23 protein-coding genes, 1 tRNA gene, 1 pseudogene and 1 riboswitch are annotated in these 22268 nt (G+C 71.3%); of the genes and pseudogenes, 16 read left to right on the top strand and 9 right to left on the bottom strand.

Annotated elements, in window-relative coordinates; genetic code table 11:
* Window positions 1-2: 2 nt before the first annotated feature.
* The 4 genes from J3A75_RS21460 to J3A75_RS21445 all read left to right on the top strand — a co-directional run bounded on the left by J3A75_RS21460 (window position 3) and on the right by J3A75_RS21445 (window position 2273).
* Window positions 3-392, top strand: a complete 390-nt coding sequence (locus tag J3A75_RS21460; RefSeq protein WP_209650726.1) for a hypothetical protein — start codon at window positions 3-5, stop codon at window positions 390-392.
* Window positions 389-652, top strand: a complete 264-nt coding sequence (locus J3A75_RS21455; protein ID WP_063110546.1) for a hypothetical protein — start codon at window positions 389-391, stop codon at window positions 650-652. The genes J3A75_RS21460 and J3A75_RS21455 overlap by 4 nt, the downstream gene beginning before the upstream one ends.
* Window positions 649-1617, top strand: a complete 969-nt coding sequence (locus J3A75_RS21450) for an exonuclease domain-containing protein (RefSeq protein WP_209650725.1) — start codon at window positions 649-651, stop codon at window positions 1615-1617. Before J3A75_RS21455 ends, J3A75_RS21450 begins: the two co-directional genes overlap by 4 nt.
* A gap of 62 nt (window positions 1618-1679) precedes the next feature.
* The gene (locus tag J3A75_RS21445) at window positions 1680-2273 is read left to right on the top strand and encodes a hypothetical protein (protein ID WP_063110544.1); all 594 of its coding nucleotides are present in this window, start codon (window positions 1680-1682) and stop codon (window positions 2271-2273) included.
* Here J3A75_RS21445 and J3A75_RS21440 read toward each other — a convergent pair.
* Both J3A75_RS21440 and J3A75_RS21435 read right to left on the bottom strand, forming a co-directional pair.
* Window positions 2270-2818 carry a metallophosphoesterase family protein gene (locus J3A75_RS21440; protein WP_209650724.1) on the bottom strand — a complete coding sequence of 183 codons (549 nt, stop codon included), beginning with the start codon at window positions 2816-2818 and terminating at the stop codon, window positions 2270-2272. The two genes, J3A75_RS21445 and J3A75_RS21440, sit on opposite strands and share 4 nt — an antisense overlap.
* Window positions 2819-3075: 257 nt before the next feature.
* Window positions 3076-3150 (bottom strand) — tRNA-Gly (locus tag J3A75_RS21435).
* 253 nt (window positions 3151-3403) lie between these two features.
* On the opposite strand from J3A75_RS21435, the gene J3A75_RS21430 reads away from it, so the two are divergent.
* Window positions 3404-5173, top strand: a complete 1770-nt coding sequence (locus J3A75_RS21430; RefSeq protein WP_053621063.1) for an N-acetylglutaminylglutamine amidotransferase — start codon at window positions 3404-3406, stop codon at window positions 5171-5173.
* A 118-nt stretch (window positions 5174-5291) separates the two neighbouring features.
* Window positions 5292-6116 (top strand): class II glutamine amidotransferase, encoded by an 825-nt coding sequence (locus J3A75_RS21425; protein ID WP_209650723.1) that lies wholly within the window; start codon window positions 5292-5294, stop codon window positions 6114-6116.
* A 10-nt stretch (window positions 6117-6126) separates the two neighbouring features.
* Here J3A75_RS21425 and J3A75_RS21420 read toward each other — a convergent pair whose 3' ends face one another.
* Window positions 6127-6465, bottom strand: coding sequence for a flagellar protein FlaG (locus J3A75_RS21420; protein WP_012320132.1), 339 nt, complete (start codon window positions 6463-6465; stop codon window positions 6127-6129).
* Between the two features lie 620 nt (window positions 6466-7085).
* Window positions 7086-8972 carry a phosphomethylpyrimidine synthase ThiC gene (gene thiC, locus J3A75_RS21415; RefSeq protein WP_012320131.1) on the bottom strand — a complete coding sequence of 629 codons (1887 nt, stop codon included), beginning with the start codon at window positions 8970-8972 and terminating at the stop codon, window positions 7086-7088.
* 71 nt (window positions 8973-9043) lie between these two features.
* A riboswitch (TPP riboswitch) is annotated at window positions 9044-9149 on the bottom strand.
* 102 nt (window positions 9150-9251) lie between these two features.
* Here thiC and J3A75_RS21410 point away from each other — a divergent pair.
* From J3A75_RS21410 to J3A75_RS21400, 3 genes are all read left to right on the top strand, one after another.
* Window positions 9252-10082, top strand: a complete 831-nt coding sequence (locus tag J3A75_RS21410; protein ID WP_209650722.1) for an alpha/beta hydrolase — start codon at window positions 9252-9254, stop codon at window positions 10080-10082.
* Window positions 10083-10097: 15 nt separating this feature from the next.
* Window positions 10098-10472, top strand: a complete 375-nt coding sequence (locus tag J3A75_RS21405; protein WP_029357731.1) for a restriction endonuclease — start codon at window positions 10098-10100, stop codon at window positions 10470-10472.
* A 109-nt stretch (window positions 10473-10581) separates the two neighbouring features.
* Window positions 10582-11652, top strand: a complete 1071-nt coding sequence (locus J3A75_RS21400) for an acyltransferase family protein (RefSeq protein ID WP_070999862.1) — start codon at window positions 10582-10584, stop codon at window positions 11650-11652.
* A 7-nt stretch (window positions 11653-11659) separates the two neighbouring features.
* Here J3A75_RS21400 and J3A75_RS21395 read toward each other — a convergent pair whose 3' ends face one another.
* Together J3A75_RS21395 and J3A75_RS21390 are read right to left on the bottom strand one after the other, a co-directional pair.
* Window positions 11660-11905 (bottom strand): pilus assembly protein PilZ, encoded by a 246-nt coding sequence (locus J3A75_RS21395; RefSeq protein WP_070999861.1) that lies wholly within the window; start codon window positions 11903-11905, stop codon window positions 11660-11662.
* A gap of 114 nt (window positions 11906-12019) precedes the next feature.
* Window positions 12020-12571 carry a hypothetical protein gene (locus J3A75_RS21390; RefSeq protein ID WP_070999860.1) on the bottom strand — a complete coding sequence of 184 codons (552 nt, stop codon included), beginning with the start codon at window positions 12569-12571 and terminating at the stop codon, window positions 12020-12022.
* Window positions 12572-12755: 184 nt separating this feature from the next.
* Here J3A75_RS21390 and J3A75_RS21385 point away from each other — a divergent pair, with 184 nt between their 5' ends.
* A complete protein-coding gene (locus tag J3A75_RS21385; RefSeq protein WP_012320125.1) occupies window positions 12756-13139 on the top strand; it encodes a hypothetical protein in 384 nt (127 codons plus the stop codon).
* 37 nt (window positions 13140-13176) lie between these two features.
* On the opposite strand, the gene J3A75_RS21380 is transcribed toward J3A75_RS21385, so the two are convergent.
* Both J3A75_RS21380 and J3A75_RS21375 read right to left on the bottom strand, forming a co-directional pair.
* A complete protein-coding gene (locus J3A75_RS21380; protein WP_070999859.1) occupies window positions 13177-13893 on the bottom strand; it encodes a YoaK family protein in 717 nt (238 codons plus the stop codon).
* A 4-nt stretch (window positions 13894-13897) separates the two neighbouring features.
* Window positions 13898-14116, bottom strand: a complete 219-nt coding sequence (locus J3A75_RS21375; RefSeq protein WP_012320123.1) for a hypothetical protein — start codon at window positions 14114-14116, stop codon at window positions 13898-13900.
* 96 nt (window positions 14117-14212) lie between these two features.
* On the opposite strand from J3A75_RS21375, the pseudogene J3A75_RS21370 reads away from it, so the two are divergent.
* The 3 genes and pseudogenes from J3A75_RS21370 (at window position 14213) to J3A75_RS21360 (ending at window position 19356) form a co-directional block, all read left to right on the top strand.
* Window positions 14213-15081: pseudogene (locus tag J3A75_RS21370) on the top strand (LysR family transcriptional regulator).
* A gap of 253 nt (window positions 15082-15334) precedes the next feature.
* Window positions 15335-17521, top strand: coding sequence for a transglycosylase domain-containing protein (locus J3A75_RS21365; protein WP_012320121.1), 2187 nt, complete (start codon window positions 15335-15337; stop codon window positions 17519-17521).
* A 242-nt stretch (window positions 17522-17763) separates the two neighbouring features.
* Window positions 17764-19356 carry a sensor domain-containing diguanylate cyclase gene (locus tag J3A75_RS21360; protein ID WP_312892701.1) on the top strand — a complete coding sequence of 531 codons (1593 nt, stop codon included), beginning with the start codon at window positions 17764-17766 and terminating at the stop codon, window positions 19354-19356.
* A gap of 12 nt (window positions 19357-19368) precedes the next feature.
* Here the strand turns inward: J3A75_RS21360 and J3A75_RS21355 are convergent, their stop codons facing one another.
* Window positions 19369-20208 (bottom strand): aldo/keto reductase, encoded by an 840-nt coding sequence (locus tag J3A75_RS21355; protein ID WP_070999858.1) that lies wholly within the window; start codon window positions 20206-20208, stop codon window positions 19369-19371.
* 296 nt (window positions 20209-20504) lie between these two features.
* On the opposite strand from J3A75_RS21355, the gene J3A75_RS21350 reads away from it, so the two are divergent.
* The 3 genes from J3A75_RS21350 to J3A75_RS21340 are packed head-to-tail and all read left to right on the top strand — an operon-like array spanning window position 20505 to window position 22257.
* Window positions 20505-21578 carry an adenylate/guanylate cyclase domain-containing protein gene (locus tag J3A75_RS21350; protein ID WP_024829488.1) on the top strand — a complete coding sequence of 358 codons (1074 nt, stop codon included), beginning with the start codon at window positions 20505-20507 and terminating at the stop codon, window positions 21576-21578.
* Window positions 21578-21781 carry a hypothetical protein gene (locus J3A75_RS21345; protein ID WP_012320117.1) on the top strand — a complete coding sequence of 68 codons (204 nt, stop codon included), beginning with the start codon at window positions 21578-21580 and terminating at the stop codon, window positions 21779-21781. The genes J3A75_RS21350 and J3A75_RS21345 overlap by 1 nt, the downstream gene beginning before the upstream one ends.
* Window positions 21778-22257: a YaiI/YqxD family protein gene (locus tag J3A75_RS21340; RefSeq protein ID WP_012320116.1), complete on the top strand. Its 480-nt coding sequence runs from the start codon at window positions 21778-21780 to the stop codon at window positions 22255-22257. Before J3A75_RS21345 ends, J3A75_RS21340 begins: the two co-directional genes overlap by 4 nt.
* The last annotated feature ends 11 nt before the right edge of the window (window positions 22258-22268 follow it).

The raw sequence follows: 22268 nt of genomic DNA, 5'->3' as shown, positions 1-22268 counted from the left end.
GCGTGGACGAAAAGGTCCTCGCCCCGCTCAACCCAGTGAAATTGTACCGCCTGTCCGTCAGCCACTCCTTCGACGCGGTGTGCGAGCTCCACGCCATGCGGAGCCGCGACGTCCTGTCAAAGGCCGTGACCGAGGGGCGCCGCATCGTGAAGGGCAGTCCCACGGTGCGGTCGCGCCGCTCCGCCGAGGAGATCGCCGCCATCGTCGGCGCCGTCTTCCGCGAGGGCGGCATCACCGACGCGGCCCGCGCCCTCGGGCTCACCATCACCCAAGTCAGCCGGGCGCTCCAGGTGGCCGGCGTCACCGACTACCCGCGCGTCGGCCGGGCCGAATCCGCCCGGCGCCTGCGCGCCGTCCAGCGCCGCAACGCCTTCGAGAGGGGGAACCCGTGAAGAACGTAAAGACCATCATCGCCGGCATCGCCGGAACACCGGCCCGCGCCTTCACGAGCGGCATCGGCCTCGTGGCCGCGACCATCGCCTTCTCGGGCTATGGCCTGCCGATGGCCTACGGCCTCATGGCCCTGGCGATCTGCTGCGTCACGGGTTTCGTGGTCGCCGCCTTCCTCTTCATCATCGCCTCGATCTGCGGTGCGACGGACCCCGAGTACAGCCTCAACGCCAACGCCCAGGAAGGGAAGGACCAGCCGTGAGCCAAGCCGACATGCTCCCCCCGGGTCCGGACCCGCAGTCCCCCTCCGAGGCCGTCGAACGGATGGGGCGCGAGATGCTGCGCCTCAACGCCGTAGACGCCTACTACCACACGCTCTGTGCCGCCCAGAGCGCCATCGGTGAGTATCGCCAGACCCTGGAGGACACGCTCCTCCCCGAGGTCACGGATCGCCTCCTCAACGCGCCGCGCGAGCAGCTCTACGGCACGTCGCTCTACGCCGTGCTGCTGGAGACCGCGACCGGTACGCAGATCAATCTTGAGGCGTACCCGCACCTGCGCGACCTGCGGCACATCGTCGACGACGGGGTGTCATTCGTCGTCCTCGACTGCGAGACGACCGGCCTCCACCCGCTCAACGGCGACCGGATCGTCTCGATAACCGGCCGGGCCTACCGGGCCGGCAAGCGCGACGGGAAGGTCTTCGTCGAGCCGACCGGCCACTCGGCGAGCTTCATCGTCGACCCCGGCCGCGCCTCGACACCGCAGGCCCTGGCGGTCCACCGCCTCGGCCCGAACGAGCTGCGCGGCAAGCCGCGGTTCGAGGACATCTGCACGCCCTTCCGCCGCTTCCTCATCGGGGCGGGGTGGTACGAGCATCGCCACATGGACGGGACGCCGGCGATCTTCGCCCACAACGCGCCCTTCGACATGGCCTTCCTCGACATGGAGTGCGAGCGCGCCGGCGGGTCCAGGCCGTCGTTTCAGCACGGCACGTTCGACACGAAGGCCCTGTCGAAGCTCCTCTGGCCGGGGGCGCCATCGAGCCTGGACGCCCTGTGCGAGCGGTTCGGCGTCGATCGCGGCGACCGCGATGCGAGGCACGAATCCGGCCACGACGTCGAGCTCCTCGCCAAGGTCCTGCCCCACCTCCTGGAGGAGGCCCTGCGGCGGGAGCCGGACGGCCTCAACGACTGGGGGTATCCGATCACCTGCGTCGTAATTTAACGACCGGACACTTGAACGCGCCTCCTACGGTGGTACATTCCACACCGTTGGAGGGCGTACACATGACGATTCGAAAGCGGCCGGCGAGGCACGACCCTGACAATCCCCTGGTCACGCTCGTCAGCCTGTCCAAGGCACTGGAGATGCCGCAGGTCATGGACCTGCTGAAGAAGGTGCTTCCTCAGCCGGACTACGACGTCGCCGGCATGATCGAGACCCTGAACCGGATCTCCAATGTTGTCGGGTCGGACAGGGAGCTGGAGGCGAGGTTCTGGCCCAAGCACGTGGAGATTGATGACATGGCCAGCGCGCCGAATCCCGAGAACGTCAAGCCGATACCGCTTCGCGAGCTGGTCTCCGACGAGGAGCGTCGCCGCCGCCGCGACATGGTCGTGAAGGTTGGGAGATGTCTCTACGGCGAGGCGTGGCAGACCCCGCTCGCCCGGGCCCTGTCCGAGGCGGGCGGCCGGCCCATGACGCAGAACAGGATTGCCCATTGGCTTCACGACGGCGTGCAGGCACGCCCGGTCCCCGGCTGGATCATGCCGGCGCTCCGGGCCGTCGCCGAGGCCCGCATCGAGGAGCTGCTGCGCAACGTCGCCGAGGTCCGCGAGCTCTACGCCGCCGAGGACAGGGGTGAGGTGTCCGCCGCCTAGCGCGGCGACTTCCCCCGGGCCCGGAGCCGCTCCTCCGGCTCGGCCTTCTCCTGGCCGCACCGGTGGAGGATCTGCGCCAGCGAGACCGGCGCCATCCCCCACGAATCGACGCCCACGTCGCAGCTCTGCGTCGTCCCCGGCAGCAGGCCGTGGGTGTGGCCGAAGAGCTGGATCGTGTCGCCGAAGGACCCGCGCCATGCCCTGAGGGGGTAGTGGCAAAGGACCAGGGACACCCCGTGGTCCGAGATCTCGACCAGCTTCTCGACCTGGGCCCACGGCAGCGCGAGCGTCGCCGGGCCGTCGTGGTTGCCCTTCACGAGCCGCTTCGTCCCGTTGAGCCGCTCGAAGATCGCGGCGAGCCGCTCGCGCTTCGGCCCCATCGCGAAGTCGCCCAGATGCCAGACCGTATCGCTCGGCTGGACCCTGGCGTTCCATGACTTAATGAGCGCCTCATCCATCTCGGCCGCGTCGGCGTAGGGGCGCTCGCACATCCGAATGATGCCGCGGTGGCCGAAGTGCGTGTCGGCCGTAAAGAACATAGCCATGGTGGTGGTCCGGAAATCGAGCGCGGCCGCGGGTCTCCCGGCGGCGGGTGGCTGGCCGGTCAGGCCGGCAAGCGTTTCGATTTGCGGAGGGTCTTCATGGGCGGGATTCTGCCCGCGGCGCCGAATCAGCGCAAGGCGTGATCCGTCAAAGGGTTAAGGGCTTTGCGTTGTATCCCCGTTGTATCCACCCATTTTCGGGGTGCGTCGGGGCGGGTGAGGATGCCGCCGTAAGCCGTTGCGCTGTAAGGGGAAAGCTTTGGAGCGGGCGATCGGGATCGAACCGACGACATTCAGCTTGGGAAGCTGACGTTCTACCACTGAACTACGCCCGCCGACATGGTCTGCACGGAAACGGTCTGTCGCGGAGCGCGAACTCCGAACGGCGCCGTGCGCCCATGTACGGCCATGGTCTAGCAGTTCGACGGCGACGGCGTCAAACGGGTCCGTCGTCCCCGGCCCCGATCCGCGGACGGTCGGACCGGGACCTGGCGCAGCGCCGTGGCCGGATCGGCGGAACGCCGCGGCGCGCGGGCCGTTTCGCTCGACGGAGCGTGCGTCGCGCCCGACCGAGACCCTGCTGACATCATGTGTGGAATCTGCGGCGAGATCTGTTTCGACAGGCCGGCGGACCCCGCCGCCGTCGACGCGATGATGGGATGCCTGCAACCGCGCGGGCCGGACGCCGCGGGGCTTCTCGGTTCCGGCCGGGTCGTCTTCGGCCATCGCAGGCTCAAGATCATCGACCTGTCCGAGGCCGGCCAGCAACCCATGGTCGATCCGGCGCTCGGGCTCGCGATCGTGTTCAACGGCTGCATCTACAATTTCCGCGCGCTGCGCGCCGAACTCGAGGCGGCGGGCTACAGCTTCTTCTCGGCCAGCGACACAGAGGTGGTGCTCAAGGCCTATCATGCCTGGGGCCGTGCCTGCGTCGAGCGCTTCGCCGGCATGTTCGCGTTCGCCATCCTGGAGCGGGAATCCGGGCGGGTCGTGCTGGCGCGCGACCGGCTGGGCGTGAAGCCGCTCTACTACAGCGAGACGAAAACCCGGTTCCGCTTCGCCTCGTCGCTCCCGGCCCTGCTCGCGGCCGGCGACGTCGATACCGCGATCGATCCGGTCGCCCTCCACCATTACATGAGCTGGCACGCGGGCGTGCCGGCCCCGCTCACCATTCTCAAGGGTGTGCGCAAGCTGGCACCGGCGACGATCCTGACGATCGAGCAGGACGGGACGCAGCACGCGTCGACCTACTGGACACTCGCGATCGGACCCCGCGAGGCCGACCGCGGCCGGACCGAGGCGGACTGGCGCGAGGCCGTTCTCGATGCCCTGGGCACCGCCGTCGAGCGCAGGCAGGTCGCCGACGTCCCGACGGGCGTCCTGCTCTCGGGTGGCCTGGACAGCTCGCTGCTCGTGGCCCTGCTCGCGCGGAGCGGGCAGCAGGGCCTGAAGACCTTCTCGGTAGGCTTCGACGCGGTGAACGGCGTCGAGGGCGACGAGTTCAAGTACTCGGATATCGTCGCCGAGACCTTCGCCACGGACCACACGAAGCTGGCGGTCGACGGCTCCCGGACGCTGGAAGCGCTGCCCGCGGCGATCGCGGCGATGTCGGAACCGCAGATGAGCCACGACGCGGTGGCCTTCCTCCTGCTCTCGCAGGAGGTCGCCAAGCACGTGACGGTGATCCAGAGCGGGCAGGGCGCCGACGAGGTGTTCGGCGGCTATCACTGGTACCCCAAGCTGATGGGCTCGACCGACCCGGTCGCCGATTACGCGAAAGCGTATTTCGACCGCGACCACGCCGAGATGCGCGAGGCTCTGACGCCCGACATGCTGGGGGGCGATCACAGCACCGACTACATCGCCGCCTTCTTCGCGAAGTCGCGGAGCGCCAGCGCCATCGACAAGACGCTGCAGCTCGACCAGGAGGTCATGATGGTCGACGACCCGGTCAAGCGGGTCGACAACATGACGATGGCCTGCGGCCTCGAGGCGCGGGTGCCGTTCCTCGACCACGACCTCGTCGAGCTGGCGGCCCGCATCCCGGCGGAGCTCAAGGTCCGGGACGGCGGCAAGTACATCCTGAAGGAAGCCGCGCGGGCGGTTGTCCCGGCCGAGGTGATCGACCGCAAGAAGGGGTATTTCCCCGTGCCCGCCCTGAAGCACATCCGCGGCCCGTTCCTCGACTACGTCCGCGAGATCCTCGACCGGCCCGAGGCGCGCGCGCGCGGCATCTTCAACCGCGCCTACGTCGATCACCTGCTCGCCGATCCCGACGGCACGCTGACGCCCAAGGGCAACTCGAAGCTCTGGCAGGTGGCCCTTCTGGAGAGCTGGCTCCAGACCCACGGCGTCTGAGACGGGCCGCGGCACGGCTTTCGCGACAGATCGTGATCGACCGCGCGCTCAAGGTGCCGCGCTTTGTCCACGATCGTCCCGGATCAGCCGGCCGACAGACACCCGGAGAAGCCCGTCGATGTGCCGCTGGATCGCCTATGCGGGACGCACCATCCCGCTGGAGCACTACGTCACCGAGCCGTCCCACAGCCTCGTCTCGCAGAGCATCGCGGCGCTCGAATCGACCGCGGCGACCAACGGCGACGGGTTCGGCCTCGGCTGGTACGGCGATCACCCGGAGCCGGGCCGGTACCGCGAGGTCCAGCCCGCCTGGTCGGACGACAACCTCCGCTACCTGTGCCGGCACCTGCGTTCGCACCTGTTCTTCGCGCACGTGCGCGCCGCGACCGGGACGCCGATCACCCGGCCGAACTGTCATCCCTTCGCTTGCGGCCCGTGGCTGTTCGTGCACAACGGCTATATCGGCGACTGGAGCCGCCTGCGGCGGCCGGTCGAGGCGCTGATCCCCGACGAGCTCTACCCGTCGCGCGCCGGCACCACCGATTCCGAGGCGATCTTCCTGGGATTGCTGGGCTGCGGCCTGATGGGCCCGGGGTCGCGCCGCGATCCGGTCGACGCGACGGCGCGCGCGCTCGCGCGGCTCACGGACCTCGCCGGAGCGCATCCGTTCCGGTTCACGGCGGCGCTGGCGGACGGCCGCGATCTCTACGCGTTCCGGTTCGCCGCGAACGACAAGGCGAACTCGCTCTATTACCGCGCCTCGGAGGACGGCGTGGTGGTCGCCTCGGAGCCGCTCGACCGGGACCACGGCGCCTGGACGACGGTCGCCGAGAACAGCGTCCTCGTCGCGCGGCGGGACGCGCCGGTGGAGATCCTGTCGCTGGCGCAGTTCGGCCTGGCCGCGCCGCCGGTCGAAGACTCGGTCCGCCGGCTGCGCGCCTGAGCGACGGCCCTCAGGCGACGCGGGAGAGGCTGCTGCTCTGCGAACCCTCCGCGCTGCGGGCGGAATCGTAGGCACGATTGCGCAGGGCGGTCTCGCTCGGGAGCTGGTCGATCACGTTGCCGGACGACGGATCGACCACCTGGAACACGATCGAGCTCGTGTCCGGGTCCTGGATGTAGCGCGCCTTGCCGCCGTTCGTGCCGATGTCGAGCTTCACCGCGGGCTCGAGCGGCTTGGCGGGGGTCTTGGGCTCGGGCGCCTGCTGGGTCACGGCGGCGGCGGCCGTCGCTCCGAGCGCGTCGAGGCCCTGCGGCCCCGGCGTCGTGGATGTCAGCGTTCGGATCTCCATCGCCGGTCTCCTGCGATCCTGTGATCGAAGGATTGAGGCGCGGTCCTGCCTAATCGTTCCTTAATGGCGCCTGCCGGTCCACCGGATGCTGGCGCGCGATCGGAGACGCGATGAACATCGCGTTACCGCCGCGACACAAATCCGTGCTGCTTTTTCACTGACGCCGACTCGGCCGCTGTCCCGCTCGTCTTCCGGGGACGGGGCCGCGATCCGAACAGCGCTACGTGGAGCACGCCCTGTCCAGGATGCCGGCGATGCTCGTCCTGGCGGGGACGGCGGCGCTCGGCGCGCCGGGCGATCCGGGAACGCCCGCGCAGTTCATCCGCGCGCACCGCTGCGCGATCGCGGCGCGGCTCGTCGCGATCCACGGACGCGGGCCGATCAAGGTCTCCCGCGACCGCTTCATCGTCGTCGCGCTGCGCGGGCAGTCGCAGCGCCCGGTCCAGTGCATCGTCCAGGATCGGGATACGCGGATGCTGTGCGAGGCCGCGTCGACCGCCTACTGGCCGCCCGAGGGGAGCCACTTGAGGCTGGATGCGCCCGCCCGGGCGACATGCTCGGTATCGAGGTCCCGTACGGCGGCACGCCCGGGTCCTGAGTGGACCGGGCGTGCCGTCACCTCACTCGGCGGCGTCGACGTAGAGCTTGCCGCCCTCGGCCAGGAACTCCTGCGACTTCGCCCGCATGCCGGCTTCGGCCTCGGCCTTCGACATCGCGGGCGCCGCGCCCACGACCTCGCCGGCCTCCTCCATCGCCAGCACCTCGGCGCGCAGGTCCTGCGTGATCTTCATCGAGCAGAATTTCGGCCCGCACATCGAGCAGAAATGCGCGACCTTGTGGGCATCCTTCGGCAGGGTCTCGTCGTGGAAGCGCCGCGCCGTATCCGGGTCGAGGCCCAGGTTGAACTGGTCCTCCCAGCGGAAGTCGAACCGGGCGCGGCTGAGCGCGTCGTCCCGGAGCTGCGCGGCGGGATGCCCCTTGGCGAGGTCGGCGGCGTGGGCGGCGATCTTGTAGGTGATGACGCCGGTCTTCACGTCGTCCCGGTCGGGCAGGCCGAGATGCTCCTTCGGCGTGACGTAGCAGAGCATCGCGGTGCCGAACCAGCCGATCATCGCGGCGCCGATGCCCGAGGTGATGTGGTCGTAGCCGGGCGCGATGTCGGTGGTCAGCGGGCCGAGGGTGTAGAACGGCGCCTCGCCGCACTCCTTCAGCTGCTTCTCCATGTTGACCTTGATCTTGTGCATCGGCACGTGGCCGGGGCCCTCGATCATCACCTGGCAGCCCTTGTCCCAGGCGACTTTGGTCAGCTCGCCCAGCGTCTCCAGCTCGCCGAACTGGGCGGCGTCGTTGGCGTCGGCGATCGAGCCCGGGCGCAGGCCGTCGCCCAGCGAGAACGAGACGTCGTAGGCCCGCATGATGTCGCAGATCTCGTCGAACCGCTCGTAGAGGAACGATTCCCGGTGCCCGGCGAGGCACCAGCGGGCCATGATCGAGCCGCCGCGCGAGACGATGCCGGTGACGCGCCGGGCGGTCAGCGGCACGTGGGCGAGCCGCACGCCGGCATGGATGGTGAAGTAGTCGATGCCCTGCTCGGCCTGCTCGATCAGCGTGTCCTTGAAGACCTCCCAGTCGAGCTTCAGCGGGTCGCCGCCGACCTTCTCCAGCGCCTGGTAGATCGGCACCGTGCCGATCGGAACCGGGCTGTTGCGGATGATCCACGAGCGGATATTGTGGATGTTGCGGCCGGTGGACAGGTCCATGACCGTGTCGGCGCCCCAGCGGATCGACCAGACGAGCTTCTCGACCTCGTCGGCCGCCGAGGAGGTCACGGCCGAGTTGCCGATATTGGCGTTGATCTTGACCAGGAAGTTCCGGCCGATCGCCATCGGCTCCAGCTCGGTGTGGTTGATGTTGGCCGGGATGATCGCCCGGCCGCGGGCGATCTCGTCGCGCACGAATTCCGGGGTGATGAAGGGCGGGACCGAGGCCCCGAAGCTCTGGCCGTCGGCGAGCGCGGCCTCGGCGCCCGCGAGCATCGCCTCGCGGCAGACGTTCTCGCGATGGGCGACGTAGATCATCTCCTCGGTGATGATCCCCGCGCGGGCGAACTCGTACTGGGTCACCATCTGGCCCGGGGCCGCCTTGCGGACGGTCCGCTCGGCCGGGCAGGGGGCCACGAGCTTGTCGCCCGCGAAACCGTTATCCTCGGGCTTCACCGCGCGCGGGGCGACGGACGCGTAGCCGCGCGCCGCGATCCAGGGCTCGCGCACGCCGGGGAGGCCGGCATTGAGGTCGATGCGGGCATCGGTCTCCGTGTAGGGGCCCGACGGGTCGTAGACCCGCACCGGTTCCTCCTTCGGATCGGAGAGGACGATCTCGCGGTAGGGTACGCGGATGTCCGGCCGCCCGGCCGGGCTCGCGTAGGCCTTGCGCGATCCGGTCACCGGACCCGTGGTCACGGTCTCGGGGCTGCCTTTCACGTCCTTCGGGAGAACGGGTGCGTTCATCGTGGGCCTCTCCTCGTGCTGGAGCGGTCCGGTCCACGCGATGGCCGAGATGAGATGAGGTCGCGCGAGAGGCGACCGCAGGTTCCCGTCCCTCCGCCGGTATGAGCCGGATCAGGTTCAAGGGTCAGGGCAGCGTGCCCAATCTCAGCCCTCTGCAGGGCCCCCCTCGGAACGGTTCCAGACTCGGGCTCGCGGACGGCTTTGTCAATGCTGACCCGTCGCCCTAGAAAACACATCCCGGAAACCGTTCGTCCGAACGCCCTCGCTCTCCCAGACCGCATGCGCCTCCTCGCCGGCCTCCTGCTCGCCGCGCTCCTGCTCTGCGGCCTGGCCTGCGCCGCGCTCGCGCTCGGGCAGCGGCGGTTCCTCTACCCGGGCGCCTTCGGTCCGCAGAACCCGTGGACGAACCCGCCCGGCCTCGCGACGATCACGGTCGCGACCCCCGACGGCGAGAGCCTGCACGGTCTGTGGCGGCCGCCGCGGCCGGGCTGCGGCGTCGTCGTCAGCTTCCACGGCAACGGGTCGCGCCCCGAGCCGCACGCGGCGCGATTCGCCGCGGGGCCCTGGCGGGCGGGCGGCTGGGGTGTGCTCTCCGTGGCCTATCGCGGCTATCCCGGCTCGACCGGGAGTCCGAGCGAGGACGGGCTGATCCGCGACGGGCTGGCGGCCGTCGAGGCCGCGCGGGCGCGGGCGCCCGGCGCGCCGATCCTGCTCCACGGCCATTCCCTCGGGGCCGCCGTGGCCGTGGCCGTCGCCGAGCGGGTGCCGGCGATCGGGCTGTACCTGGAGGCGCCCTTCGACTCGATGACCCACACCGTGCGGCTGCATGTCCCGCTAGCCCCGATCTGGCTCCTGCGCGACACGTACCGCTCGGACCTGCGCATCCGCGGTGGGACGGCGCCCGTGTTGATCGTGCAGGGCCGCGACGACACGGTCGTGCCGGCCAAGCTGGCGCGGAACCTCGCCGAGGCGGCCGGCCCCCGGGCCCAAATCGACGTGGTCCCGGGGGACCACGTCTCCATCCTCGGGATCCGGGATCGCGAGGCCGAGGCGCTGTTCGGGTCGCGCGTCGGTCCGGCCTGCCCGCAGCCGGCGGACCAGCAGGGGTAGGAGAGGGAGGCTCGCGTGGTCGGACGGCGCTCGCAGCGCTGGAGCGCCGAGGATCCGGACGCGCCGGGCGTTCCGGGCCCGCCGGACCCGGTCTGTCCCCTCTGCGAGCGCCCGATCCCGCGCCGCGCCCGCTCCAGCCTCCATCACCTCACGCCGAAGCTCAAGGGCGGGACCCATCGCGGAACGGTCCGGCTGCACCAGATCTGCCACTCGGCGATCCACGCCCGCTACAGCGAGGCGGAGATCGCCAAGCGCCTCGCGGACGTCGAGGCGCTGCGCGCCGATCCGGAGATCGCGCGCTTCCTCGTCTGGGTCCGCGGCAAGCCCGACGATTTCCACGCGGCGACGCGCATGACCCGCGCGCGGCGGTCGGCGCGGCGCAGCAACTGACCGGCCGGCGTTTACCGCGCGTTCGTCCTATCCGCAGGTGGCCGCCGCCCCGTTCCTTGCCGTCAACCCGAACCGGTCCAGGATCACCCCGATCGCGAGGGGTGGGTCGATGGCCGGGGTCGGTGATACGGGAGATCGGCTCGCCTGGGTCGATATCGCCAAGGGGATCTGCATCCTCCTGGTCGTCATGATGCATTCGGTCGTCGGCACCGGCGAGGCCATGGGCGGCGAGGGCTTCCTCCACCCGGTCGTCGCCTTCGCGAAGCCGTTCCGGATCCCGGACTTCTTCCTGCTCTCCGGCCTGTTCGTCGGACGGGTGATCGACCGCGACTGGCGGCTGTTCTCCGACCGCCGGGTCGTCCACTTCGCCTATTTCTACCTGCTCTGGCTGGTGATCCAGTCGGTTGCCAGATGCGGCAAGATCGTCGGGGATGCCGGGCCCGCGGCCTTCGCGGCGCACCTCGCCCACGCGCTGATCGAGCCCTATTCCAGCCTCTGGTTCATCTACCTGCTGGCGGTGTTCTCGGTGGTCACCAAGGCCCTGCGTCGCGTGCCCGGCGGCGTGCTCCTCGCCGGCGCCGCCCTGCTGCAGATCGCCGACATCCGCAGCGAGTCGACCCTGATCGAGGAATTCTGCGCCCGTTACGTCTTCTTCGTCGCGGGTTACCTGTTCGCCGGCCGGATCTTCGCGCTCGCCGACGCGGCGCGCCGCCGCGTCCCGCTCGCCCTGTGCGGACTCGCCGCCTGGGCATTCCTCGAGGGCTGGCTCGCGCTGACCCCGTCGGGCCTGCCGGACCATCCGACCCTCGCCAGCCTGCCGCTGGTGAGCCTCGCCCTCGGCGCCGCCGGTGCCCTCGCGATCGTGGTGGCGGCCTCCCTGATCGGCCGCGCCGGCGGCCCGGTCGCGGAGGCTGTCCGGACCTGCGGCCAGCGCTCGATCGTGATCTACCTCGCCTTCTCGCTGCCCATGGCCGCGACCCGGGAGGTCCTCGTGCGCACCGGCGCGATCGGCGATATCGGCCTCGCGAGCCTCGCGGTCATGACGATGGCGGTCGTTCTGCCCTTGGCACTGGAGCGGCTGGTCCGCGGGACGGCGCTCGACCTGCTGTTCGTGCGGCCGCGCCGGTTCCGGCTGGTGGCGTCCGGACCCCGCCCGCGCCCGGCCCTGCAGGCGACCTGAGAGGGGCTCAGCCGTCGAAGGCGATGCCGATCCGCCGGCTGCGTCGCCACGCCACGGTGGCCGGGCGCGGTTCGGCGCCGGCGCTGACCCGCAGTGGGAAGCGGTCCGGCACGGCCTGATCGTCCTCGACCTCGATCTGCGCACCCACGTTCGTGGCGTCCCAGACCAGGCAGCTCACCTCGCCGCCGTCGAGCAGCACCGCGCCGAAGGTGAAAGCGTTCTTCCGGAAAGCGCCGCGGCGATTCTCCGTCATCAGCTCCTCCGTCCGGTCCCGCGGCTCCGCGGATAGGGCTCCGCGGAGTCGGACGATGCCGGATGGCGGTTAACAGGGCAAATACGTTCCCGCGTCTGCCCTGCTCGACCGAGATCAATACTCGTCCGGATCGCCGCGGTAGCGGCGCGGGCCCGGACCGTAATCGTCGTCGTAGGGGCGGCGCACCGGCGGGCGGTCGTAGTCGCGGCGGTCGCGGTAGGCGTCGCGTCGGTCATCGTACCCGTCGTTGCGGTAGCCGCCGCCGTAGCCCCCGCCGCCGTAGCCCCCGCCGCCGTAGCCCCCGCCGCCGTAGCCCCCGCCGCCGTAGCCCCCGCCGCCGTAGCCTCCGCCGCCGCCGTAGCCGCCACCGCCGCCCGCGTTGATGCGCGGGGCGTACCAGCAGCTCTTCGCCTGGCCCGGTGCCGGATCGCCGAAGGTCTGGGTGTTGCAAGGCACGACGCCGCCCTGCGGGAAGGGCCGGCCGTTCGTCCGGCCGGGCACGCCGTAATAGACATTGGTGGGGTAGGGCATCCGGCAGACGCCGCCCTCCTGCGCACAACCGACCAGGTTCACCGTGTCGAGCTGATAGGCCTGGGCCGGGGCGGGCGCGAGCGCGCCGCCTCCCAGGGTGATGGCCCCGAAGGCCAGAGCGATCCGAATCTGCACGTCCCCGATTCCCCCCGTGGTTCGCGGTCCGCGTGCCGAATAATCCGGTCGGCGGCTTCCGGCCAGCGGCCGCGCTCGCTATGGCGTCGCACGAGGACGCGCGCGGGCCGGTCCGCGGCCGGCGCGTCGGTGATCGGGCGGAACGCCCCGTCTCGGACGGGAGAGGGCGCCCCGGGAGGCCTTGATGAGGGATGCGTCCGCGCAGGAGCTTCTGCTGCTCAGCGCGTTGCAGGAATGCCGGATCCAGCTCGACGCGGCGCGCAGGGACGAGGCGGCCCGCGCCGCCGTCCGGGACGAGCTCCAGGCCGCGCTCAGCCGCGAGGCCGCTCTCGCGGCGGCGATCGTGGAGGAGCGCGAGCGGACGGAGGCCGTCCGCCTCGTGCTTCAGGCGCTGCTGATGAGCGTCCGACGGTTCGGCCTGCGCCGGCGCCTGTTCCGGGCGCGCATCGCGCGGCTCGGCCGCGAGACGCCGGATGCCGGTCCGCAGGCTGCCCGCCACCCCGTGTTGCTCGCCGAGGCCCGCCGGGTGCTCGGCAAGCCGGCCGCCGAGCCCTCGGCCGAGCCGTGACGCCGGTCGCCGCCTGACCGCCGCGCGGGGCGGCTCCTCACGGGACGGCGCCCGCGTCGGCGGGCGCCGCGGACGCGACGATCAGGACTACGAGAACGCCGAGTGGCAGGACGATGCTGCCGAAGGCGAGATGCGCGATCCCGTAGGCTCCGCAGAGCGCGCCCGCGGCGAAGGCCGCGATCGCCGGGAGCACGCGCAGGAACCGCTTCCGGGTCTGCTCGCGCTGTTCGCCGCTGCCCAGGGCGAGGTCCGTCGCGTCGATGACGGCCTGGCTGACGCTGACGGTCATGACCGTCGTGGGCGCGAGATGGCCGAGGGACAGGCGTCCGACGGCGTTCTGCAGGCCCATGGCCGCGACCGCGAGCATGCCGACGGTGATGGAGGCGGCGCCGTCCGCCGCGCCGAGGGGTGACCAAACGGTGCCGCACAGGCCGAACCCCGCGAGCAGGGCCACCTCGACGGCGAGGAGCCAGGGCAGGGGATCGACTCCCCGCCGCTCCAGCACCAGGGCCAGAACCCGGGCTCCCGCCACCGCCCCGACGAAGACGGGCAGCGCCAGGAGCTTGGCCACCACGCCGCTCGAGCTCGCGACGAGCTCGGCGCCGATCAGGACGAAGTTACCGGTGACGTGGGCGGTGAACAGGCCGGTCAGGGCGATGAAGGCGGCCGCGTCGACGAAGCCTGCGACGAACGCCAGGGCGGCGCCCGCCGTGGGTCCGCTCCCCGGATTCTGCGACCGCGCGGGACGGGTCATCGTCTCAGTCGGCGAAGGGTGCCGCCATCGTGCCGACCGGCATCCGCGGGTTGGCGAAGTAGTCCGGCCAGCGGTCGCAGAGGTACAGGATCACGACCAGCACGGTGGCGGTCGCCAGCAGGGAGGCGAGCACCTCCGTGACCTGTACGGCCCACCGTCCGAGTGTCGGAATCGCCACGAGGCCGCCGACGAAGAGTGTGGTCACGATCACGGGTGCGGACATCGAACGAGGCTCCGCGGCGCGGCCCGGGGACGGGTCCATCTCGAACCCTAACGCCGCGCGAGCCCGCGGCGTTACCGATATCGGTTATCGTGAACCATGATAGGCAACCTGAACATCGAGCTGCTGCGCTCGTTCCTGGCGGTCGTCGAGAGCAGCAGCTTCACGGCCGCGGCCCAGGCGCTCGGCCTCCGGCAATCCACCGTGAGCGGGCACATCACGCGGCTGGAGCAGGCTCTCGGTCGGCCGCTCCTGACGCGGGACACGCACCGGGTCGCTCCGACGCCGGACGGCCAGGCCATGATCGGCTTCGCCCGCGAGGTGGTGGACGCGCAGGACCGGCTGCGCGCCTTCTTCTCGCCGGGCGGCCTGCGCGGCCGCATCCGTCTCGGCGTCTCCGAGGACTACACCCTGTCGACCCTGGCGCAGGTGCTGGCCCGCTTCGCCGGTCGGCACGACGCGGTCGATCTCCAGATCACGGTCGGGCTGAGCCGCACCCTCTACCAGGGCTACGACGCGGGCGAGCTCGACGTGATCTTCTGCAAGCGCCGGCGCGGCGATCCGCGCGGAACCTTGGCCTGGACCGAGGACCTGATCTGGACGGGCCGGCCCGGCTTCGTCCCGGATCCGGCCAAGCCCTTGCCCCTTGTGCTCTACCCGCCGCCCTCGATGACCCGCACGCTGGCGCTCGACGCCCTCGAGAGGTGGGCCGGTCCTGGCGGGTGGTATGCACGAGCGGCAGCCTGATGGGCTTGCGGGCCGCCGTCGAGGCCGGCCTGGGCATCGCGCCGCACTCGGCCAAGGTCATGCCGCCAGGTCTCGCGGCGATCCCCGAGGCGGTCGGCCTGCCTCCGCTCGGCGCGGTCGAGTTCGTCGTATTGGGCCCGGGGCGCCAGCACGCGGCGGCGACCGCGCTGCAGGAGACGATCCTGGCGAGCACGGGCGAGCTTCAGGGCGCCGCGCACTAGCTGCGCGCCGCGGCGCGGCGCGGCGTCCGGCTTCGATCCGGCCGGTCCGGCGCGGTCCTTAACGGAATGGCCAGCCTTTTTCCGCACCGTACCGCGAAGCGGTCACTAACGGTTTCGACAAGGACGGCCGGCGGCGCCGGCCTCCGTGTCGTTTCCGGACGGGGCGCGAAACCGCCGCATTTGGCGTGCGGAGACCGTCCTGCGGTGCGCCGGACAGACGCGCGTCGTCGCGGAACATTCGAAGACGGGATGCATGGCCAAGGGTCGGGGCAGGATTGAGCCGAACTTCGACGTGCCCGAGGGGCGCGCGCGGGATCGCGGCGAACTCGACCTGCGCCTGACTCGGGAAGACCGGCCGGGAGCAGGAGACGGCGTGGCGAAGCGATCGGGCGGCGGAGCGCGGCAGCCGAACAAGGCGCCGGCGCGGACCACGGGGCGGGCGAAGGCCTCGGGTCGCGGACGACGTCGGCGTTCCTGGCTCGGCCGCATCGTCTACGGCACCGTCGTCCTCGGCCTCTGGGGGGTGATCGGGCTCGCCGGGCTCATCGCCTACCACGCGTCGCAACTGCCGCCGATCGACCAGCTCGCGGTGCCGAAGCGGCCGCCCAACATCGCCATCCTGGCGAGCGACGGCTCGCTGCTCGCCAATCGCGGCGAGACCGGCGGCCGTGTGGTGTCGATCAAGGAGCTGCCGCCCTACCTGCCGCGCGCCTTCGTGGCGATCGAGGATCGGCGCTTCTACCAGCATTTCGGCGTGGATCCCGTCGGCATCGTCCGGGCCATCGGCCAGAACCTGACCCGTCGCGGCGTGGCGCAGGGCGGCTCGACCCTGACCCAGCAGCTCGCCAAGAACCTGTTCCTGACCCCGGAGCGCTCGGCCTCGCGCAAGATCCAGGAGGCGATCCTCGCGCTCTGGCTCGAGCACAAGTACACCAAGGACGAGATCCTCGAACTCTACCTGAACCGCGTCTATTTCGGCGCCGGCGCCTACGGCGTCGAGGCGGCGGCGCAGCGCTATTTCGGCAAGCCCGCCAAGGAGGTGAGCCTCGCGCAGGCCGCGATGCTCGGCGGGCTCGTGCAGGCGCCCTCGCGCCTCGCCCCGAACCGCAACCTGCCGGCCGCCCAGGCCCGCGCCGCCCAGGTCCTCGCCGCCATGCAGGAGCTGGGCTTCGCGTCGGCGCAGGACGTCAAGGTGGCGCTCGCCCAGCCGGCGAAGCCCGCCAACGCCCGCGGCGGCGGGTCGGCCAACTACGTCGCCGACCTCGTGATGGACGTGCTCGACGATTACGTCGGCAAGTTCGACACCGACATCACGGTCCAGACCACCGTCGATCCCAGCCTCCAGGCGGCGGCCGAGAAGGCGCTGACCGACGAGCTCAACGCGAAGGGGACGCGCTACAACGTCAGCCAGGGCGCCCTGGTCTCGATGCGGCCCGACGGCGCCATCCGCGCCCTGATCGGCGGCCGCGACTACGCGCAGAGCCAGTTCAACCGGGCCACGACCGCCAAGCGTCAGCCCGGCTCCTCGTTCAAGCCGTTCGTCTACCTCGCGGCCGTGGAGCACGGCGCCACGCCCGACACGGTCCGGGAGGACGCGCCGATCCGGATCGGCAACTGGGCGCCGGAGAACTACTCCCACCGCTACGAGGGCCCCGTCACGCTGCGGACGGCGCTCGCCCAGTCGCTCAACACGGTCGCGGTGCGCCTCGGCCAGGAGGTCGGGCCGAAGACCGTGGTCCAGACCGCCCAGCGCCTCGGCATCACCTCGCCGCTCCAGGCCAACGGGTCCATCGCCCTCGGTACGTCCGAGGTCACGCTCCTGGAGATGGTCGGCGCCTACGGGGCCTTCGCCAACGGCGGCATCGGCGTGATCCCGTACGTCGTCACCGCCGTGAAGAGCCAGGACGGGAAGGTGCTCTACAAGCGCTCCGACAACGGTCTGGGCCGGGTCATCGACGCCAACGCCGACGGCATGATGAACGCCATGATGCACGAGACCTTCGTGAGCGGCACCGGCAAGAAGGCCGACATCCCCGGCTGGGACCTCGCGGGGAAGAGCGGCACCACGCAGGATTACCGCGACGCGTGGTTCATGGGCTTCTCGGGCAGCCTCGTGACCGGGGTCTGGCTCGGCAACGACGACGGCGAGCTCACCAAGAAGGTCACCGGCGGCAACCTGCCGGCGGAGATCTGGAAGACCTACATGACCCAGGCGCTGAAGGGGCAGACGCCGGTCCCGCTCCCGGGCCTGAATCGCTGGCGCCGGCAGCCGGAGACGACCGCCTCGGTGGCGAGCGCCGCCCCGGCCGGCCCGGGCGGGCTCCTCGGTCAGATCCTCGGCGAGCCGGAGGCGCCGGCGCCGCGCCAGGCCGCGCCGGCACGGCGCGCCCAGAAGGATGACCGCAACTTCATCGAGAAGCTGTTCGGCATCGGGGACTGACGCGCCGCGCCTGGCCAGGATCGCGCAAGGGCGCGCGTCGCGGGCGGGTGGCCGCCCGCGACGCGCGCCGTCCTGTATCGACCCGACGACGGCGGAGTTCCGAACCGCGGCGCGCGCGCCGCGCCGGCACTGACAGGGGTACGGGCCTCTATTTGTATAGGCAGCGATTTGGCGCTTCTTAATGCTGCTAATAACCGCTTTTTCAATCTTCGCGGACGTAAGATCGGGTCAACAGTAAGTCCGTGAACCGCAATGGCGCGGCCGGCGGCAGCCCGAACGAGTCCATGCTCCTGCGCGCGACCGCCACAGCGATCCGAGCCCATCTCGACGATCGCGCCTCGCGCCTGATCGCGGTGGGCGGCACGTGCCTGCTGGTCTGCCTGGCCCTGCTCGGCGTCTATCTCTGCCTCGATCTGCGCGACGTCGCCTGGCACAACGCGCGCCGCAACGCGTCGAACCTGCTGGCGGTCATCGAGGAGGGCGTCGGCCACAGCCTGCGGGTCTACGATCTCTCCCTGCAGAACTCCGCGCGCCTCGCGAGCCGCACCGACATCGGGGCCCTGGAGCCGGAGATCCGGCGCTTGGCGCTGTTCGACACGGCGGTGGCGGGGTCCGGGCTCGGTCCGATCGCCGTCACGGACGCGGCCGGCGATGTCCGTCTGACCAGTGATCCGTCCGTTCACGCCCGGCCCAACCTGCGCGCGCTGCCGGAATTCGAGTTCCACCGGTCGAACCCCGATGGCGGCCTGATCCTGTCCGGCCCGACCGTGTCGCGGCTGACCGGGGAGCCGATCATCCGCATGACCCGCCGGATCCGGACGCCGGACGGTTCGTTCGCCGGGATCGTCTCGGGATCGATCAAGCTCGCGCATTTCCAGGCCTTGTTCGAGCGTCTGCACTTCGACGACGGCATCGCCCTGAACGTCTTCCACCGGGACGGAACGCTCCTGATCCGGGCGCCGGCCCTCCCGCAGGCGCTCGGCCTGAGCATCAGCGCGAGCACGGGCTACAAGATGTACCGGGCCACGCCGCGCGGCGAGTTCCAGGGGCGCTCGTTCCTGGACGGCGTCGAGCGGGTCTACAGCTTCGCCGACCTCGGCGACCTGCGGCTGATCGTGACCGTGGCGACGGATGTCGACAGCATCCGCGGCGTCTGGATCTACAAGGCCGCGATCGTCGGCGTCCTGATCCTGTGCCTCTGCGGCCTGTCCTTCGGCCTGACGGTCCTGCTGCACCGGGAGGTGGGGCGCCATGTGGCCGCCGAGGCCTCCACCCGCGAGGCGAACGCCGCGCTCGCCGTGCTCGCGCGGACCGACGGCCTGACCGGCCTGCCGAACCGGCGCAGCTACGACGAGCACTTCGCCGTGGAGTGGAAGCGGGCCGTCCAGCTCCGGACACCCCTGGCGCTGATGATCGTCGATGCCGACCACTTCAAGCAGTTCAACGACCGCTTCGGCCACCAGCGCGGCGACGAGGTGCTGAGGGCGGTGGCGGACTGCCTGCAGCGGACCCTCGATACCGCCGGGCTCAGCTTCCGGATCGGCGGCGAGGAGTTCGTCGCCCTGCTGCCGGGCCTCGACGCGACGGCCGCCAGCGTCGCGGCGGAGCGCATCCGCCGCGCCGTGGTGAACCTCCGCATCCCCCACGCCCCGGAGGTCGGGGGCAGCGCCACGGTGAGCATCGGCGTCGCCAGCGCAGATCCCGGCGGCGGCGATCCGCCCGAGGGCCTGTTCCCGGCGGCGGACGCGGCCCTCTACGCGGCCAAGAAGGCCGGCCGCAACCGCGTCCGGGCCGCCGCGCCGGCCGATCCCGTGACCCTGGCGCTGCGGGCCTGAGCCGGCCCGCTCTCAGAGCATCGGCAGCATCCGGGGGCGCGGACCCCGTGGGAAATGCGCGTCGATCAGGGCGATCTCGGCCGCGCCGAGGTGCAGGTCCGCCGCGCCGGCATTCGCAACGGCCCGGTCCGGGCGACCGGTCTTGGGGATCGTGAACGTGCCCGGCAGCCGGGTCAGGTAGGCGAGGGCCACCGCGTAGGGCGTCGTGCCGTGGTTCTGCGCGATGCCCGCCAGCACGCGGCCGCCGGCGCTGGCCGGATCGGGGAAATCGCCGCTGCCGAAGGGCGAGTAGCCCACCATCGCGACGCCGTGCTTCTCGCACCAGGGATGCACGGCGTGCTCGATGGCCCGCTCGTTCAGGTGGTAGAGGACCTGATTGCACGCGATCCGGTCCGGCCCCGCGATGGCGAGGGCGCGGTCGAGATCCTCGACGTCGAAGTTGCTGACGCCCCAGGACAGGATCTTGCCCGCCCGGCGCAGGTCCTCGAAGCCGGCGATCGTCTCCTCGAGCGGGTGCTGGCCCGGCCAGTGCAGCAGGTAGCAGTCCAGCCGGTCCGTCCGCAGACGCCGGAGCGACGCCTCGCAGGCCCGCGCGACGCCCCGGCGCGTCGCGTTGCCCGGCACCACCTTCGAGACGAGGAACACCTCCTCGCGGCAATCCGCGACGGCGGCGGCGACGATCGCCTCCGCGTCGCCGTACATCTCCGCGGTGTCGATATGGGTCATGCCGGCGTCGATCCCGGCCCGCAGTGCCCGGATCGCGTCCGCGCGATCCGAACTGTCGATGTGCCACGTGCCCTGGCCGATGACCGGCACAGAGACGCGCGTCGCGCCGAAGCTCCTGGCGTACATGGCAGCGCTCCCTCTTCGCTGTCACAGGGGTTGCAGGCGGCGGTCCGGTCGTGTCCCGGGCCGCCGGCGTATCACGGCTCGGCCGTGCAACAACCCGGCACGCCTTACTCGCGCCATCTTGGGGCGTTGAGCAATGGCATGCGGCCTCCCGCGGCGCTAAACTTTGGGCCCATACCCGAAGTCCGGCGGCGCGGGCTTGCCGAGCCTGCGCTGCCCCGCGCAGCGCCGCCGCGCAGGGCCACGCGACACCCGGACCCGCGCACGGTCCGTCGGCTGGCCCTGCTGGAGATGCGTCGATGCTGCCGGCCCACCGGATATTCTGGGGTCTGATCCTGCTGGCGGCGGCCGGCGCGGGGTTGCTCTACAACATCATCTTCGCGGCCGGAGCCTCGCCGCTCGCCGGATTCACCTACGGCCTCTGCATGGGCGCCACGGTGCTGGCCTTCGACCGCGGGCTGATCCTGGCCGGGCTGCAGGCGCGGATCCGCCGGCTGCCGGCCTGGCTCTACGTGCTGGCCGCGGAACTCGCCTACGTGCTGATGATCATGGCGGGCAACGCGCTGGGCGGCCTGGTCGTCTGGGCGTTCGCCCTGACACCGGACGACCTCACGACCGCGACCCGCATGACGGCGCGGGTCCTGGCCTACGCCCTGGCGGTGTCGGGCCTGCTGGTCTTCGTCATCCGGATGCGCGACCTGATCGGCGGCGAGGTGTTCGTGAACTTCATGATCGGCCGCTACCACAAGCCGGTGGCGGAGGAGCGGGTCTTCCTGTTCCTCGACGTCGTCGGCTCCACGGCCTTCGCGGAGACTCACGGCGACCTCCGCGCGCAGGAATATCTCAGCGCGGTGTTCGCGACGCTCGCCGAGCCGGTGCGGCGCAACGGCGGCTCGGTGGACGACTACGTCGGCGATCTCGCCATGGTGACGTGGCCGATGGCCCGCGGCCTGAAGGACGCGCGCTGCGTGACCTGCGTGTTCGAGGTGCTCGACCGGATCGAGGCGGACGCCGCGGCCTGGCAAGCCCGGTTCGGCACGGTGCCGCGGCTGCGGGCGGCCCTGCACGGCGGCTCGGTGGTCACGGCCGAAGTCGGGGTCGACCGCCACAAGATCGCGTATTTCGGCGACGCCGTGAACGTGACCTCGCGCATCGAGGCCCTGTGCCGCCCCCTCGGCGTCGGCATCCTGATCTCGCAGGATCTCCTCAACCGCCTGCCGCGCCTGCCGGCCGGGGTGCGGGCGCGGTCCCTCGGCGCCCACGCGCTCCGCGGCCGCGGTGCGCCGCTGTCCGTCGCGACGCTGGAGCGCGGGCCCGCCGAGACCGCACCGGTGGCGGACCTGCCGCCCCGGCGCGCCGCGGTCGCCCGCTGATGTCCGGGTCGAGCACCGCGCGGGCGAACGCCCTGATCGCCGTGAAGATGGCGCTGCGCTTCGGGCTGCCGCTGATCGGACTCGTCGTCTTCGGCCGCGCCATCGTGCTGTCGGTGGGCGGCGATATCGAGCACGGGCAGTTCGCCCTGGGCGTGCTCCTCATCCTGGCAGGCTTCACCTCGAAGCTGGTACCCCGCCCATGAGTGTCGCACCGCGCCCGCCGATCTACCTCGACGCCGACGCCTGCCCGGTCAAGGACGAGACCTACCGGGTCGCCGAACGCTACGGCCTGACCGTCCACGTCGTCGCCAACAGCGTGCTGAACCTTCCGCGCGAGCCCTGGATCGAGCGGGTGGTCGTCGGCCCGGAACTCGATGCCGCCGACGACTGGATCGCCGCGCGGGCCGGGCCCGGGAGCATCGTGCTCACCGCCGACGTCCCGCTGGCCGCGCGCTGCGTGAAGGCCGGGGCCACGGTCCTGGCGTTCACCGGCAAGCCGTTCAGCGAGGCCGGGATCGGTCTCGCCCTCGCCACCCGCGACTTGATGCAATCGTTGCGCGAAGCCGGCACCATCACGGGCGGGCCGAAGCCCTTCTCGCGCGCCGATCGGTCGGCCTTCCTGTCAGCCCTCGACCGGGCGGTGAACCGGATCCTTCGCGAGCGGCCGAAGCCGGTCTGAGCGCCTGTTCC

This window comes from Methylobacterium sp. PvP105, from assembly GCF_017876975.1.
In the GTDB taxonomy this organism is placed as follows: Bacteria; Pseudomonadota; Alphaproteobacteria; order Rhizobiales; family Beijerinckiaceae; genus Methylobacterium; species Methylobacterium radiotolerans.
The sequence above is the reverse complement of the archived record's forward strand: the minus strand, read 5'-3'. Positions and strand labels throughout refer to the sequence as shown.

What these genes read in the sequence shown, in the direction of transcription:
- J3A75_RS21410 (WP_209650722.1), top strand. Translation starts at nt 9,252, where the DNA reads ATGCGCCTCCTCGCCGGCCTCCTGCTCGCCGCGCTCCTGCTCTGCGGC.
- J3A75_RS21365 (WP_012320121.1), top strand. Translation starts at nt 15,335, where the DNA reads ATGGCCAAGGGTCGGGGCAGGATTGAGCCGAACTTCGACGTGCCCGAG.
- J3A75_RS21345 (WP_012320117.1), top strand. Translation starts at nt 21,578, where the DNA reads ATGTCCGGGTCGAGCACCGCGCGGGCGAACGCCCTGATCGCCGTGAAG.
- J3A75_RS21420 (WP_012320132.1), bottom strand. Translation starts at nt 6,465, where the DNA reads ATGGAGATCCGAACGCTGACATCCACGACGCCGGGGCCGCAGGGCCTC.
- J3A75_RS21425 (WP_209650723.1), top strand. Translation starts at nt 5,292, where the DNA reads ATGTGCCGCTGGATCGCCTATGCGGGACGCACCATCCCGCTGGAGCAC.
- J3A75_RS21375 (WP_012320123.1), bottom strand. Translation starts at nt 14,116, where the DNA reads ATGTCCGCACCCGTGATCGTGACCACACTCTTCGTCGGCGGCCTCGTG.
- J3A75_RS21440 (WP_209650724.1), bottom strand. Translation starts at nt 2,818, where the DNA reads ATGGCTATGTTCTTTACGGCCGACACGCACTTCGGCCACCGCGGCATC.
- J3A75_RS21355 (WP_070999858.1), bottom strand. Translation starts at nt 20,208, where the DNA reads ATGTACGCCAGGAGCTTCGGCGCGACGCGCGTCTCTGTGCCGGTCATC.
- J3A75_RS21385 (WP_012320125.1), top strand. Translation starts at nt 12,756, where the DNA reads ATGAGGGATGCGTCCGCGCAGGAGCTTCTGCTGCTCAGCGCGTTGCAG.
- J3A75_RS21350 (WP_024829488.1), top strand. Translation starts at nt 20,505, where the DNA reads ATGCTGCCGGCCCACCGGATATTCTGGGGTCTGATCCTGCTGGCGGCG.
- J3A75_RS21340 (WP_012320116.1), top strand. Translation starts at nt 21,778, where the DNA reads ATGAGTGTCGCACCGCGCCCGCCGATCTACCTCGACGCCGACGCCTGC.
- J3A75_RS21395 (WP_070999861.1), bottom strand. Translation starts at nt 11,905, where the DNA reads ATGACGGAGAATCGCCGCGGCGCTTTCCGGAAGAACGCTTTCACCTTC.
- J3A75_RS21430 (WP_053621063.1), top strand. Translation starts at nt 3,404, where the DNA reads ATGTGTGGAATCTGCGGCGAGATCTGTTTCGACAGGCCGGCGGACCCC.
- thiC (WP_012320131.1), bottom strand. Translation starts at nt 8,972, where the DNA reads ATGAACGCACCCGTTCTCCCGAAGGACGTGAAAGGCAGCCCCGAGACC.
- J3A75_RS21445 (WP_063110544.1), top strand. Translation starts at nt 1,680, where the DNA reads ATGACGATTCGAAAGCGGCCGGCGAGGCACGACCCTGACAATCCCCTG.
- J3A75_RS21400 (WP_070999862.1), top strand. Translation starts at nt 10,582, where the DNA reads ATGGCCGGGGTCGGTGATACGGGAGATCGGCTCGCCTGGGTCGATATC.
- J3A75_RS21380 (WP_070999859.1), bottom strand. Translation starts at nt 13,893, where the DNA reads ATGACCCGTCCCGCGCGGTCGCAGAATCCGGGGAGCGGACCCACGGCG.